Annotated in this window: 10 protein-coding genes and 1 riboswitch; of the genes, 6 read left to right on the forward strand and 4 right to left on the reverse strand. The window is 71.8% G+C overall.

Annotated elements, in window-relative coordinates:
• Positions 1 to 200 precede the first annotated feature (200 nt).
• Genes FBY39_RS00060 through FBY39_RS00075 form a run of 4 tightly spaced genes read left to right on the forward strand, consistent with a single transcriptional unit; the run spans position 201 to position 4,934 of the window.
• Positions 201 to 1,190: a glycosyltransferase family 2 protein gene (locus FBY39_RS00060; RefSeq protein ID WP_141929656.1), complete on the forward strand. Its 990-nt coding sequence runs from the start codon at positions 201 to 203 to the stop codon at positions 1,188 to 1,190.
• Positions 1,187 to 2,419 carry a glycosyltransferase family 4 protein gene (locus FBY39_RS00065; RefSeq protein ID WP_160132840.1) on the forward strand — a complete coding sequence of 411 codons (1,233 nt, stop codon included), beginning with the start codon at positions 1,187 to 1,189 and terminating at the stop codon, positions 2,417 to 2,419. Before FBY39_RS00060 ends, FBY39_RS00065 begins: the two co-directional genes overlap by 4 nt.
• Positions 2,416 to 3,744, forward strand: coding sequence for an O-antigen ligase family protein (locus FBY39_RS00070; protein ID WP_141929658.1), 1,329 nt, complete (start codon positions 2,416 to 2,418; stop codon positions 3,742 to 3,744). The genes FBY39_RS00065 and FBY39_RS00070 overlap by 4 nt, the downstream gene beginning before the upstream one ends.
• A complete protein-coding gene (locus tag FBY39_RS00075; RefSeq protein ID WP_141929659.1) occupies positions 3,741 to 4,934 on the forward strand; it encodes a lipopolysaccharide biosynthesis protein in 1,194 nt (397 codons plus the stop codon). Before FBY39_RS00070 ends, FBY39_RS00075 begins: the two co-directional genes overlap by 4 nt.
• Here FBY39_RS00075 and FBY39_RS00080 read toward each other — a convergent pair.
• The 4 genes from FBY39_RS00080 to glyA form a co-directional block, all read right to left on the reverse strand.
• A complete protein-coding gene (locus tag FBY39_RS00080) occupies positions 4,913 to 6,067 on the reverse strand; it encodes a glycosyltransferase (protein WP_141929660.1) in 1,155 nt (384 codons plus the stop codon). The genes FBY39_RS00075 and FBY39_RS00080 overlap by 22 nt on opposite strands.
• Positions 6,064 to 7,335, reverse strand: a complete 1,272-nt coding sequence (locus FBY39_RS00085; protein ID WP_141929661.1) for a polysaccharide biosynthesis tyrosine autokinase — start codon at positions 7,333 to 7,335, stop codon at positions 6,064 to 6,066. Before FBY39_RS00085 ends, FBY39_RS00080 begins: the two co-directional genes overlap by 4 nt.
• A 78-nt stretch (positions 7,336 to 7,413) precedes the next feature.
• Complete coding sequence (locus tag FBY39_RS00090) at positions 7,414 to 8,295, reverse strand: bifunctional methylenetetrahydrofolate dehydrogenase/methenyltetrahydrofolate cyclohydrolase (RefSeq protein ID WP_141929662.1); 882 nt, start codon at positions 8,293 to 8,295, stop codon at positions 7,414 to 7,416.
• A gap of 328 nt (positions 8,296 to 8,623) precedes the next feature.
• Positions 8,624 to 9,898 carry a serine hydroxymethyltransferase gene (gene glyA / locus FBY39_RS00095; RefSeq protein ID WP_141929663.1) on the reverse strand — a complete coding sequence of 425 codons (1,275 nt, stop codon included), beginning with the start codon at positions 9,896 to 9,898 and terminating at the stop codon, positions 8,624 to 8,626.
• A gap of 141 nt (positions 9,899 to 10,039) precedes the next feature.
• A riboswitch (ZMP/ZTP riboswitch) is annotated at positions 10,040 to 10,125 on the reverse strand.
• A gap of 127 nt (positions 10,126 to 10,252) precedes the next feature.
• On the opposite strand from glyA, the gene FBY39_RS00100 reads away from it, so the two are divergent.
• Positions 10,253 to 11,776 carry a family 20 glycosylhydrolase gene (locus FBY39_RS00100; protein ID WP_141929664.1) on the forward strand — a complete coding sequence of 508 codons (1,524 nt, stop codon included), beginning with the start codon at positions 10,253 to 10,255 and terminating at the stop codon, positions 11,774 to 11,776.
• Complete coding sequence (gene nagA, locus FBY39_RS00105) at positions 11,773 to 12,924, forward strand: N-acetylglucosamine-6-phosphate deacetylase (RefSeq protein WP_141929665.1); 1,152 nt, start codon at positions 11,773 to 11,775, stop codon at positions 12,922 to 12,924. Before FBY39_RS00100 ends, nagA begins: the two co-directional genes overlap by 4 nt.
• The last annotated feature ends 335 nt before the right edge of the window (positions 12,925 to 13,259 follow it).

The raw sequence follows: 13,259 nt of genomic DNA on the forward strand, positions 1-13,259 counted from the left end.
TCCCCCTCCCCGTCCCCCTCTTCGTCGAGACTCCGCGATCTCGCCGACTGACCCCGCTATATGCGCGCAACGACGGGGTGCCTCGGCGAGATCGCGGGGTCTCGACAGAAGGGGGAGGCGGATCGGTCATACTTGACGGGTGCCTCGCACGCCGGGGCCGACCGGCTGCGAAGAGTGCAGCACCCCTGGGGAGGGGACCTGTGAAGCTCATCGTCGTCGTCGCGTTCAATGTGACCGACCTCATCCGCGCGCAGTCGGAGACCCTGCGCGACTGGCTCCTCGCCGATGAGTCCGCGCATCTCGTCGTCCTGGACAACAGCGCGAGCGAAGAGACGATCGCCATCGTCCGCGACGTGACCACCGACGTCTCCGCACGCGTCATCGCCGAGGTCGCCGACCACAACGCCGGCTTCTCCCCCGCCGTCAACGACGCCGTCACCCGCGCCGAGGCCGCCTGGGGGGCCCTCGAATCGGTCGCCCTGCTGAACCCCGACGTGACGACGGATGCCGCGACGATCGCCGCCGTCTTCGCGGGCCTCGACGATCCCCGCGTCGGGATCTCCGCGCCCCTCCTCGTCGACGAGGCCGGGGCCGCCGACCGCGGGAGCCTCCGGCGTGCCTGGAACCGACGCCGCCTGTTCGCCGAGGTCGTCGGGGCTCCGGGTCTCGCCCGCGTGCTCGGTTCGCCCGCACGCAGCATCCGCGCCTCCCGCGCGGGCCGCATCGACGTCGACTTCACGTCGGGGGCCTACATGGCGATCCGGCGGGAGGTCGTCGGGGAGGGCCTCGACACCCGGCTTCCGATGTATCTCGAAGACCAGGAGATCTGCCACCGCGCACGGCGCGCGGGGCTCGCGGTGCGCGTCGACACGCGGCTGCGGGCCCTCCACACGGGCGGCCACAGCAGAAAGTCGCACACCGCGATGGCACGGCAGCTCCGACAGATGGAGCTCGCGACAGCGCCCGCGATGTCCTGGCTCGATCACACGGGATCGCCCGCCTGGCAGGTGAGGGCCGTCATCGGGCTGGCCGCCGCGGCGCGGATGGCGATCGCGGGGGCAGCGGTCGCGGCATCCGTCATCGTCCCGTCGCGTCGCGAGTGGGCACACGATCAATGGGTGCTCGGCGGGTGGCTCCTCACCTGGGCGACCGACCCGCACGCCCGCGACCACGTGGAGTGGACGTCATGAGGATCCTCGTCGCCAACAAGTACCACCGGATGGTCGGAGGTGTCGAAGCGCACGTCGCGGCCGTCACCGCCTGGCTCGAGGCGGCGGGGCACGACGTGATTCCGTTCGCGATGGCGGAGGAAGACTCCATGCCGACGCCGTACGCGACCTACTTCCCGAGCGAAGTCGACTTCCGCGTCTCGAACGTCAAGGACGGCCTTCGGACCCTCGAGCGGGCGACCCTCTCGCGGGACACGCGCCGCCTCCTCGGGGAGCTCCTCGACGCCGAGCGGATCGATGCGGCATACGTCGTGCACGTCTACCACCAGCTCGGCACCGTCATGCTCGACGACCTGGCGGCCCGCGGCATCCCGACCGTCCTGAGCCTCCACGACTACAAGATCGCCTGCCCGAACTACCGCTTCTTCTCCGAGCGCACCGGGACCATCTGCACGCGGTGCCTCGATCACAAGGCCGGCTTCGCCTATGCCCCCGCCGTCGAGCGCTGCTGGGCGGGGAGTGCGCCGGCGGGCGTCGCCCTCTCGCTCGAGGCGATCGCGACGCGCGCGCGGGGAAGCTACCGCAAGGCGGGCACCGTGACGGTCCTCAACGGCCTCCAGGAGCGTGCCGCCGCGGCGGCCGGCGTGTCGGCCGAGCGCATCCGGCGCCTCCCGCATCCCGTCGAGCTCGGCCCGGAGCGGCCCGTCGCCGAGCGCGATCACGTGCTCTACGTCGGGAGGCTCGTACCCGAGAAGGGCGTCGACGTGCTCATCCGGGCCGCCGCGACCTCTGGCGTCCGCACGGTCATCGTCGGCGGCGGCCGCGATGAGGAGGCGCTCATCGCCCTCGCGACCGAGCTCGATGCCCCTGTCACCTTCGCGGGATCCGTCGCCCCCGACGAGGTCGCGGGGTATCTTGCGGATGCCGCGGCGCTCGTCGTCCCCTCCGTCTGGCACGAAGTGAGCCCGCTCGTCGTCTACGAGGCGATGTCGGCCGATGTGCCCGTCATCGGTACGAACGTCGGCGGGATCACGGAGCAGCTCGGCGAAGACCGCGGACTCCTCGTCGGCGCCGGTGACGTCGACGAGCTCGCGGCGGCGCTCCGGACGGTCGTCGACGACCAGGCGCATGGTCGCATCCTCAGCGCGAACGCGCGCGCGTACGCCGCCGAGCACTTGAGTCCCGCTCAGTGGGAGCGCAACATGACGGCCGCTTTCCACAGCGCCGGGGCGACGGACTTCTCGACGTGACGACCCTCGCGAAGGGTCGGCTGCTGTCGAGCGTGGGAGCGCTCGTCGTCGTCGCGGTCGTCGTCGTCGGGCTTCGCGTCGTCACTCCGACGCCGCAGCTCCTCGTCACCGCCGTCGCGGCCGTCGGGTTCCTCGCGGTCCTGGTCCTCGCTCCTGTCCACACCCTCCCGTCGATCTCGCTCGCGGCGTTCGTCTTCGTTCCGCAGCAGGCGGTCGGATACCTCAACGGCGCGTCGCCCGCGGCCATCGCCCTCGGCGTCTGGGCGGTCCGCCGCATCGTGACGGGCGGCGCGGCGCGGGGCGACTCCCTCCTGCTGTGGGCGCGGATCGCCGCCGTCGCGGCCGCGGCATGGGGATGCTGGCTGCTCACGCAGAGCACGGACGCCGTCGCCTTCCAGCTCGGCGCTCAGTGGATGGCGAGCCTCATCCTCGCGGTCGTCCTGCCGCTTCTCGCGGGCGGCGCGGAGCGCGAACTGCAGACTCTGTGGCGCGTCTGGCCCGTCGTGACGATCGTCGCAGCGCTCTACATCGGGATCGAGTACGCTCTCGGCTCGAACCCCCTCTACGGTCGGATCTACGACATCGTCGGCCGGTCGGTCACGCAGGACTGGGCCGTCTACCGTGCACACGGCTCCTTCGGCCATCCGCTGTATGCCGCGACGTTCTTCGCCGCGAGCGTCGCGGCGGCCCTCGCGCGCTTCGTCACGGTCCCCCGCGCACCGTGGCTCTGGGGAGTCGCCGCCGCCGCGGCACTGACGCTCACGGTGTCCCGCAGCGCCCTCGCCGCCGCCGCCGTCGCGGCGGTCCTGATCTTCGTCCTCGTGCCGATCTTCGCGCGAGGACGCGTGCTCCCCCGCTACGGCGGAGCGGTCGCCGTCGCCGGCGTCGGAGCCCTCGTGATCGCGGCATCCGGTCTCCTGCAGTCCCGCGTCGACAGCAGTGAGGCCTCGACCTCGAGCGCGGCGCGCGGGACCATCACCGACATCACCTTCACGGCGATCCGCGCGAGCGATTGGCTCGGCGTCGGGCCCGGCATGGCCGACCGGGCCCTCGCGCCGTGGAACGACCAGCAGTACGTCGTCGAGAGCTCGCCGCTGCAGATCCTCCTGAGCCTCGGGCTTCCGGGTGCCATCGCGCTGGGACTCATCACGGTGCTCGCCGCCGTCGCGGCCCTCACGCGGAAGAACATCCCGATCCTCGCCGCGCTCATCGCGCTCGTCATCGCGATCTCAGGGTACAACGCGATCGAAGCGCTCCTGCCCCTCCACGCCCTCCTCGGTCTGCTGTTCCTGATGGCGTTCGCGCGAACGGCGGATGCCACGTGACGCGCCAGTTCGCCGCGATCCTCGTGTCGCGGCTCGCGGGCGCCGTCATCCAGGCGCTCGTCGGCATCGTCCTCGCACGGAGCGTCCTCGCGGCGGAGTACGGCCAGATCACCGCGATCACGGGTGCTCTGCTCTTCTGGTTCATCGTGTGCAGCGTGGGCATCCCGAGCTACCTCGGGCGCGCTCGGGCGCTCGGCGCGAACGACGACGTCGCGACGGCGCTCGTGCTCAACATCGTGACGTCGATCCTCGGCGGCGCGATCGCGGCGGCAGCGCTCCTCCTGGGACTCGTGCCGATCGACCTCGCCGGCGTCCTCGTCCTGCTCGTCATCGGGACGGCGCTCGACAAGAACGTCGACGCGTCGCTGTCGGTCGCGATCGCCGACGGCGAGCGCCTGCGCCCCGCTGTCTCGGTGCTCCTTCGCCGACTCACGACGGCGGCGGTGTTCTTCGGGCTGCTCCTCGGAGGACTCGCCGCGATCCCCGCCTACTGCATCGCGACGGCGGCGGGACCGGTCCTCGGCCAGGTCCACGCGAGCCTCACGCTCCGGCGGGCCGGCGTCCACGTCCGGCTCGCGTCGAGCTGGCGAGGTGTGCTGCGCGACTCCGTGCCCTTCGCCGTCAATGACATCGCGATCCAGTCCCGCACCCTCGACGTCGCCGTCACGGCGATCGCGGCCGGTCCGACCGCGGCGGGTCTGTACTCGGCCGCCGCCAAGCTCGTCGCACCGTTCGAGCTCGTCTCGTCGACGCTCGCGGCGGTCGTCCTGCCGCATGCGACGCGGATGGCGCACTCGGGCGCACGACGGGCGGCGCTCCTCCTGGGGGCGGCGGGCCTCGCGCTCATCGTCCCGGCGGGCGTCCTCGCGTTCCTCGCGGGGCCGATCGTCGTCTTCCTCCTGGGAGAGCAGTATGCGGATGCCGCGCTCCCCCTCGCGATCCTCGTCTTCTCGCTCCCCGCGATCGGGCTCACGTCGCCGTACTCATCGCTGCTGCAGGGGCGCGGGCGCCACCGCTTCGTCGCGATCACGAGCACGGCGTTCGCCGTCGCGACGATCTCGGCGATCGCGATCGGCGCCGTCGCGGGCGGCGCGATCGGTGCCGCTGTCGCGGTGCTCGCCGTGACGACGGCGAAGGCCGTTGTGCTGTTCTGGGCGCTCGTGACCCTTCAGGACGCGTCGGAGGCCTGAGCCGCGATCCGATCCTCGATCGCGCGGAGCGTCGCCGCCGCGTCGCCGAAGCCCTCACGGGTGGATGCGCGCTCGCGGGCCTGCGCTCTCACGTCGTCGAGCACATCGCCTCGTGCGGCCAGCGCGACGAGGGCGTCGGCGAGTGCGTCGGGAGTCGGGTCGACGAGGACCCCGCCGCCCGCTGCGAGGATCTCGGCCGTGCCGCCGAGGCGGTAGCCGGCAACGGGAGTCCCCACGAGGAGCGACTCCGCCGTCACGCGGCCGTAGGCCTCGTTGAGGGAGCACACGAGGCTCGCATCGGCGCCGCGAAGCACCGCGAGCGCGTCGGATGTCGCACCCCGGTGGTGCACGATGTCGGCGGATCCGAGGTTGGCGGCGAGACGCAGGAGGTCGGCGAGCGCCACCGCGTCGGCGTCGCCGTAGAGGTCCAGCATGACGTCGGCGCCCTGCTCGCGTGCACGGGAGACGGCGCGCACAGCGTCGGCCTGGCCCTTCTCGGCGGAGAGCGTGCCGAGCATGACGAGCCGCAGGGGTCCGGATGCCGGGGGTGTCGCGAGCTCGACGGGCGCACCCGGCGGCACGATCTCGGGCACCTCGACGACGTCCGCTCCGCCCCACTGCGCGGCGGCGAAGTCGGAGACGGCAACGGTGACGTCGGCCCATGCCCGCACACGCCGCGCGATGGCCGGCTTCGAGATGACCGAGCGGAGCGTGTCGTTCGTGCGCATGCTCTCGCTGAGGAACACCACGACGGCGGCCCCCGACCGCCGTGCCGCCGCGATGGGCGCGGGGCACACGGTCGACATGACGTAGACGCGATCGGGGCGGGACCGGCGGAGCATCCGCGTCCAGACGGGTATCTGCGACGCGGCGTGCAGGAGCTTCGCGATGCCCCGCGGTCCCGTGTGGTCCGGTCCCATCCACCACTGCGCCTTGCGGAAACGCAGGCCGATGCGCCCGCGGAACTGCTCGAGCAGGTCGACGAGAGGCCCGGGGCCGGGGATGATGACGTCGACGGCGTCGCCGCGCTCGACAGCGGCGCGCACGAGCGTCACGAGCGTGCGCTCGACGCCGACGGCGAGGGAAGAGTGGCAGACGAAGACGGAGCGCAGCGGCGACGCGGGTGACGTCATCGCTGCGAGGACCGCGCGCTCGCGCGGCGTGCCGTCACGACGATCCCGACGGGCGAACCGCCGACGGAGCGGATCCGCGCCGCCGCCCGCGCGAGGCTCCGGCGCGTCGCGACACCGATGCGGGCGACGAGGACGACCGCACCCACCGACTCGGCGAGGATCGTCGCGTCAGGCCCTTCCGACAACGCGGAGGCGTCGACGACGACGGCATCCCAGTGCACCTCGAGGCGGCGCAGGAGCCGATCCATCTCGGCAGAGGAGAGGAGCGCAGCGGGGTTCTTCACGGCAGACGCCGCGATGACCGACAGTTCGCCGCCCGGGACGGGACGGAGGACGTTCGCGAGGGTCGCGCCGCCCGAGAGCACCGCATCCAGCCCGCCGTCCTCGATCCCCAGCTGACGCGCGACGCCGGGGTGGCGGAGGTCGGCGTCGACGAGGCAGACGCGCTTCCCCGTCGCGGCGAGCGCCTGAGCCAGCAGCACAGCGGTCGTCGTGCGCCCTTCCCCGCGGGTCGGCGACGTGACGAGGACCGACGTGCGTTCGCGGCCCGCGAGGACCGCCGAGAGCATCGTCCGGACCTCGATGACAGCGTCGGTGACCCCTTCGCCGTGCGCCGAGCGGGGCAGCATCCCGAGCACGGGAACGTCGGGCACAGCGGCGGCCACGTCGTCGGGTGCCGTGACGGAATCGTCGACCCGGCCACGGACGATCGCGACGACCGCGCCGCCGACGAGGCCGAGGAGCCCGCCGAGCGCGACGAAGAGGAGGGGATGCGGCGCGGACGGCGCCTGCGGCACGGCAGCCGTGCGCGTCACGGTCATCGCGACCTGCGGGCCGGACTCCCCGCCGTCTTCGAGCGTCGGGACGACGGTCTCGAGGCTCGAGACGACGGCACGCGCGAGCTCCGCCGCACCTTCTGCTGTGTCGTCCGTCGCCGTCACGGTGAGGATGACGGTGTCGAGCTGGGTCTCGGCCGACACCTGGCGGGCCAGTTCGTCGGCGGTGACGTCGAGTCCCAGCTCCTCGATGACGGGGTCGAGCACGAGCGGCGACGTCACGACGGCGGAGTACGACCGCAAGCGCGACTCGATGAATTGGTTGCCCTGCGTGAGCTCGTTGAGGCTCCCGCCGGCACGCACGGCGAAGAAGACGTCGCTCGACGAGGAGTACTTCGCGGGACTCAGCACCGCCCAGCCGAGACCCACGCCGGCACCGACGAGGCCGAGCACGAGGATGAAGATCCAGGCGCGGCGGAGCGATGCGAGCATGCCGGTCGGGCTGGCGATGATGTCCTCCAGGGTCGGGTGGGACAGACGAGGTCTATCGTCCCACAGACGCGGGGAGCGTCAGTCGAGCGAGCGCTCGGCGGCCTCGACGACGTTCGTCATGAGGAGTGCGACGGTCATCGGACCGACGCCTCCCGGATTGGGCGAGACGTACCCGGCCACCTCGACGACGTCAGGATGCACGTCGCCGTGGACACGGCTCTTGCCGGTGTCGGGGTCGGTCTCTCGCGTGACGCCGACATCGAGCACGGCGGCACCCGCACGCACGTGCTCGGGGCGCACGATGTGCTTGACCCCCGCCGCGGCGACGATGACGTCGGCCTGGGCGAGGTGGCGTTCGAGGTCGCGCGTGCCCGTGTGGGTGAGGGTCACGGTCGCGTTGATCTCGCGTCGCGTGAGGAGGAGCCCGATCGAGCGCCCGATCGTCACTCCGCGCCCGACGACCACGACATGCTTCCCGCCGAGGTCGTAGCCGTTGCGGAGCAGGAGCTCGATGACGCCCCGCGGCGTGCACGGCAGCGGCGAAGTGATGGGGGCGTTGACGTTGAGCACGAGGCGGCCGAGGTTCGTGGGGTGGAGGCCGTCGGCATCCTTCGCGGGATCGATGCGCTCGAGGATCGCGTCGGTGTCGAGGTGCTTCGGCAGCGGGAGCTGCACGATGTAGCCGTGACACGCGGCATCCGCGTTGAGATCGTCGATGACGGCCTCCACGTCGGCCTGTGTGGCATCCGCCGGCAACTCGATCTGGATCGAGTTCATGCCGATCGCCTCGGACTCGCGGTGCTTCATGCCGACATAGAGCTGCGACGCGGGGTCTGCTCCGACGAGGACCGTCGCGATGCCCGGGACGATGCCCCGTTCGCGCAGCGCCGCGACACGTGCGCGCAGCTCTTCCTTGATCTCGGCCGCAGCCGCGCGTCCGTCGAGCTTCGTGGCCACCATGTCGTCTCCTCGGTCGTGTCGTGTTCGTGCTGCGTCGGCGTTCCCGGTGCCCCGCCTCGCTCCGGCCCGCTCCCCGCCCCTCGCCGCGAGACTGCATCCTCCGGCCGAGGCTGCGGTCTGCCGCTGCTGTTTCGGCCGCGAGGTGCAGTCTCGCGGATGATGCGCGTGCGGCGGCGGGGCGGGAGAGGGGCGGCGGGGTGGGAGAGGGGCGGTGGGGTGGGGCGGGACGGATGCCGCGGGGGGGGACGTACCGCACCGGGCCGGGGCGGATGCCGCCGGTCGGGGCGGCGGGCGCGTCCCGGGGGCGTGCCGGATGCCGCGGGGTGGCCTACTGCTGGAGGCCGGGGTACAGGGGGAACGCGGCCGTCAGGGCGGCGACGCGCGTGCGGAGTGCCTGGACGTCGGAGCCGGGAAGGAGCGCGAGCGCGATGATGTCGGCCACCTCGGCGAACTCGGCGTCGCCGAAGCCGCGCGTCGCCAGGGCGGGCGTGCCGATCCGCAGGCCCGACGTCACCATCGGCGGACGCGGGTCGTTCGGCACGGCGTTGCGGTTCACGGTGATGTGGATCTCGTGGAGCAGATCCTCTGCCTGCTTGCCGTCGATCTCGGCCTCGCGCAGGTCGACCAGCACGAGGTGCACGTCGGTGCCGCCCGAGCGGACGGCGATGCCCGCCGCCGCGACATCGGGCTGCGACAGACGCTCCGCGATGAGGCGGGCACCGTTCAGCACGCGCTGCTGACGCTCCGCGAACTCGGGGGTCGCGGCGAGCTTGAACGCCGTGGCCTTCGCGGCGATGACGTGCATGAGGGGTCCGCCCTGCTGACCCGGGAAGACGGCCGAGTTGATCTTCTTGGCGATGTCGGCGTCGTTGGTCAGGATGAAGCCCGACCGGGGACCACCGATCGTCTTGTGGACGGTCGACGACACGACGTGCGCGTGCGGCACGGGCGAGGGGTGCAGGCCCGCGGCGACGAGCCCCGCGAAGTGCGCCATGTCGACCCACAGGAGTGCGCCCACTTCGTCGGCGATCGCACGGAAGGCCGCGAAGTCGAGCTGACGCGGGTAGGCGGACCAACCGGCGATGATGACCTTGGGCTTGTGCTCGACGGCGAGGCGGCGGACCTCGTCCATGTCGATCACCGACGTCTCGGGGTCGACGCCATAGGCGACGATGTCGTACAGGCGGCCCGAGAAGTTGATCTTCATGCCGTGCGTGAGGTGGCCGCCCTGGTCGAGGGAGAGCCCGAGCAGCGTGTCGCCGGGGCGCGCGATCGCGTGGAGGACGGCGGCGTTGGCGGTCGCGCCGGAGTGGGGCTGGACGTTGGCGAACTCCGCGCCGAAGAGCTTCTTGGCGCGCTCGATCGCGAGCTCCTCCGCGACGTCGACCTCTTCGCAGCCGCCGTAGTAGCGGCGTCCCGGATAGCCCTCCGCGTACTTGTTCGTCAGGACGGATCCCTGCGACTGGAGCACCGAGACGGGAACGAAGTTCTCCGAGGCGATCATCTCGAGGTATCCACGCTGCCGCTCGAGCTCGCGCTCGAGGACCTGGGCGATCTCGGGGTCGACCTCGGAGAGAGGGGCGTTGAAGTACTGGTCGGTCATGGCGTTCTCCTTGACGGCGGCTTGAGAGACGATCCTGCTGGTCGGGCCCCCGCCGCGAACGGCGGGCACCCGCTGGTCGAGCCCCGCCGCGAACGGCAGGCACCCGCTGGTCGAGTGCCGCCGCGAAGCGGCGGTGTATCGAGACCCGGCCCAGGCGTGCGGTCGAATGCCAGTGTCAGCCGCTCCCCGGTGGTATCCCCACCTCAACGCCAGTCGCGACAAGGCGAGCATATCGGATGCCGGTGACGGTTCCCCCGCTGCGCGGTCGGTCTTCCCGGTGCGCCGAGGCCCCGGTATCCTGAATCGACCTATTTTGTTAGGACTCTTTACAACTCTCTCCGACAGGATGGACACATGACGCCTCCCGCTGTCGTCCCCGCTCCCCGCACGCTGGCGACCGGCGACGGGAACCCTTTCGTCCTGTCTCCGTCGCTTCGCATCGCGGGTGACGCGGAGGCCGCCGACGTGCTCGCTGCTCTCCTGGCGATCCGAACCCGCGGCGACGTCGCGCCGCGCACCACCGACGGCGGGTCAGACGGTGGCCCCCTGATCGAGTTGCGCGTCGAGCCCGGCGAGGAGCGCGAGGGGTACCGGGTCACGGCCGACGCGGCATCCGTCGTCGTGACGGGAACGGATGCCGCCGGACTGTTCTACGGCGTGCAGACGGTCGGTCAGCTCGTTCGGCGCAACGGGGACGCCTGGATGGTCACCGCCGTCGCGATCGAGGATGCCCCGAGATTCGCCTACCGCGGCGTCATGCTCGACGTCGCGCGGCACTTCTTCGGTCCGGACGCGATTCGGGCGTACATCGACCGCGCAGCGTCGCTCAAGTTCAACGCCCTGCACCTGCACCTGACCGACGACCAGGGGTGGCGACTCGCGCTGAAGTCCCGCCCCGAGCTCACGGAGCACGGCAGCGGCACGTCGGTCGGCGGCGACCCGGGCGGTTTCTACACACGCGAGGAGTATCGCGACATCGTCGCGTACGCGGCATCGCGCCACATGATCGTCGTGCCGGAGGTGGACGTCCCCGGCCACACGCACGCCGTCGGACTCGCCTATCCCGAACTCGCCGCGGCGCCCGTCCTCACCGACGATGTCCGCGCCGCCGTCGCGCAGTTCGGCGGTGGACTGCCGACGGCGGGAGTCCCCTATGACGGATTCGCGGTCGGCTTCTCATCGCTCGAGATCCAGGACGAGCGCACGTACGACTTCCTCGCCGACGTCTTCGGCGAGCTCGCCTCGCTCACCCCCGGACCGTACCTCCACCTCGGTGGCGACGAAGCGCTCGGGACGGCGCCGGACGACTTCGCGGAGTTCATGCGACGGGCGAGTGCCATCGTCGCCGACCTCGGCAAGACCCCGATCGCGTGGCACGAGGCGGGAGCTGCGCCAGGGCTCGACGACGCGACGGTCGGACAGTACTGGGGTTTCGTCACGCCGACCGACGGCGCCGACGAGAAGGCCCGGCGATTCGCCCAGCTCATCCTCTCCCCCGCCGACGCGGTGTACCTCGACATGAAGTTCGCCGCCGACTCGCCGCTCGGCCTCACGTGGGCGCGCGGCACGACGACTCTCTCTCGCGCATACGCGTGGGAGCCGACCGACGTCGTGGAGGGCGTCGACGAGGACGACATCCTCGGCGTCGAAGCTCCCCTGTGGACCGAGACGATCCGCACGCTCGGGGAGATCGACGGCATGGCCTTCCCCCGCATCGCGGCGGCCGCCGAGATCGCCTGGTCACCCCGCGCGGCTGCATCGGGTCTGCGCACGTGGGAATCGTTCCGCTCGCGCGTCGGCGCGCTCGGACCCCTGTGGACGAGCCTCGGCATCCGATACACGCCGCTCCCCGAGGTCGAGTGGAGCGCCGAAGAATGACGGCGATCCTGCATTCCGCGACGCTCATCGACGGCGGCGTCGCCCGAGAGGACTCGTGGGTCGTCTTCGACGGCGGCGTCGTGGCCGGGATGGGGCAGGGAGACTCCTGGCGTCCCCTCGCGGCCTCCGCCGACGTCCTCTCCGCGACCGACCTGGCGGGCGAAGGAGCCGTGCTCACGCCGGGCTTCATCGATCTGCACGGCCACGGCGGCGGGGGCGCGTCCTACGACGACGGCGCGGATGCCATCAGACGGGCCCGGCGGTTCCATCGGGCGCATGGCACGACGCGTGCCGTCGTCTCGCTCGTCTCGGCGCCGCTCGGCGTGCTCGAACACCGCGTCGGCGTCGTCGCGGATCTCGTCGCGACAGACCCGGATGTCCTGGGATCCCACCTCGAGGGCCCGTTCCTCGACCCCGCACACAAGGGTGCCCACGACGAGTCGGCTCTGTGGGCCCCCACTCCCGAAGCCGTCGACCGACTGCTACGGGCGGGTCGCGGCAGCGTGCGGCAGATGACGCTCGCGCCCGAGCTCGAGGGAGGACTCGACGCGATCCGGACGATCACGGCGCGCGGCGCGGTCGCGGCCGTCGGCCACACGGGAGCGGGAGGGGATGCCGCGTCCGCGGCCTTCGATGCCGGCGCGACGCTCCTCACTCATGCCTTCAACGCGATGCCGGGGCTCCACCACCGCGAGCCCGGGCCCGTGGGCGCCGCGACGGCCGATCCGCGCGTCGTGCTGGAGATCATCGCCGACGGCATCCACCTGCACCCCGAGATCGTGCGCCTCGCCTTCGCTGCCGCACCCGGGCGGATCGCCCTCGTGACCGACGCCATGGCCGCCGCCGGTATGGGCGACGGCCGCTACGAGCTCGGCGCGCTCACCGTCGACGTCGTGGACGGCGTCGCGCGGCTCGCCCACGGCGGCGCCATCGCAGGATCGACGTTGACGCAGGATGCCGCTGTGCGGTTCGCCGTCGCGGCGGGTGTGCCGCTCGTCGATGCCGTCGCAGCCGTCACGGCGACGCCCGCGCGCGTGCTCGGGCGGACCGATATCGGCGAGCTCGCGCCGGATCGCCTCGCCGATGCGGTCCTGCTGACGAGCGAGTTCGACGTCGTCGCGGTGTGGACGGCGGGCGTTCGGACCTGAGGCTCGCAGGAAAAGCGAGGCGGCCGCTGCATCCCCCGATGCAGCGGCCGCGATCCCCCCTATGAGAGCCGGTGCGACCCCGCGGAACCCTCCCCCAGGTTCCCGCGATGTCGCCCGCCGAATCCGGACATTCTGTCTCTGTCGCCGCTCCGCCCCCGCGTTCCCCCGAAGGGGGGCGTGAACGTCTCTCAGAACATGAGACGGGCGAGTGCGCGATCCATTACGCGACTTCTCGAAGTTTTTTCTCGCGCGTGCGGGAGCGCCCTTCGGATGTCGCGACGGGACGGAGACAAACCGGTCCCGACCGGGCAGAATGAGCATGCCGCGTAATGAAA

Source organism: Microbacterium sp. SLBN-146, from assembly GCF_006715145.1.
In the GTDB taxonomy this organism is placed as follows: Bacteria; Actinomycetota; Actinomycetes; order Actinomycetales; family Microbacteriaceae; genus Microbacterium.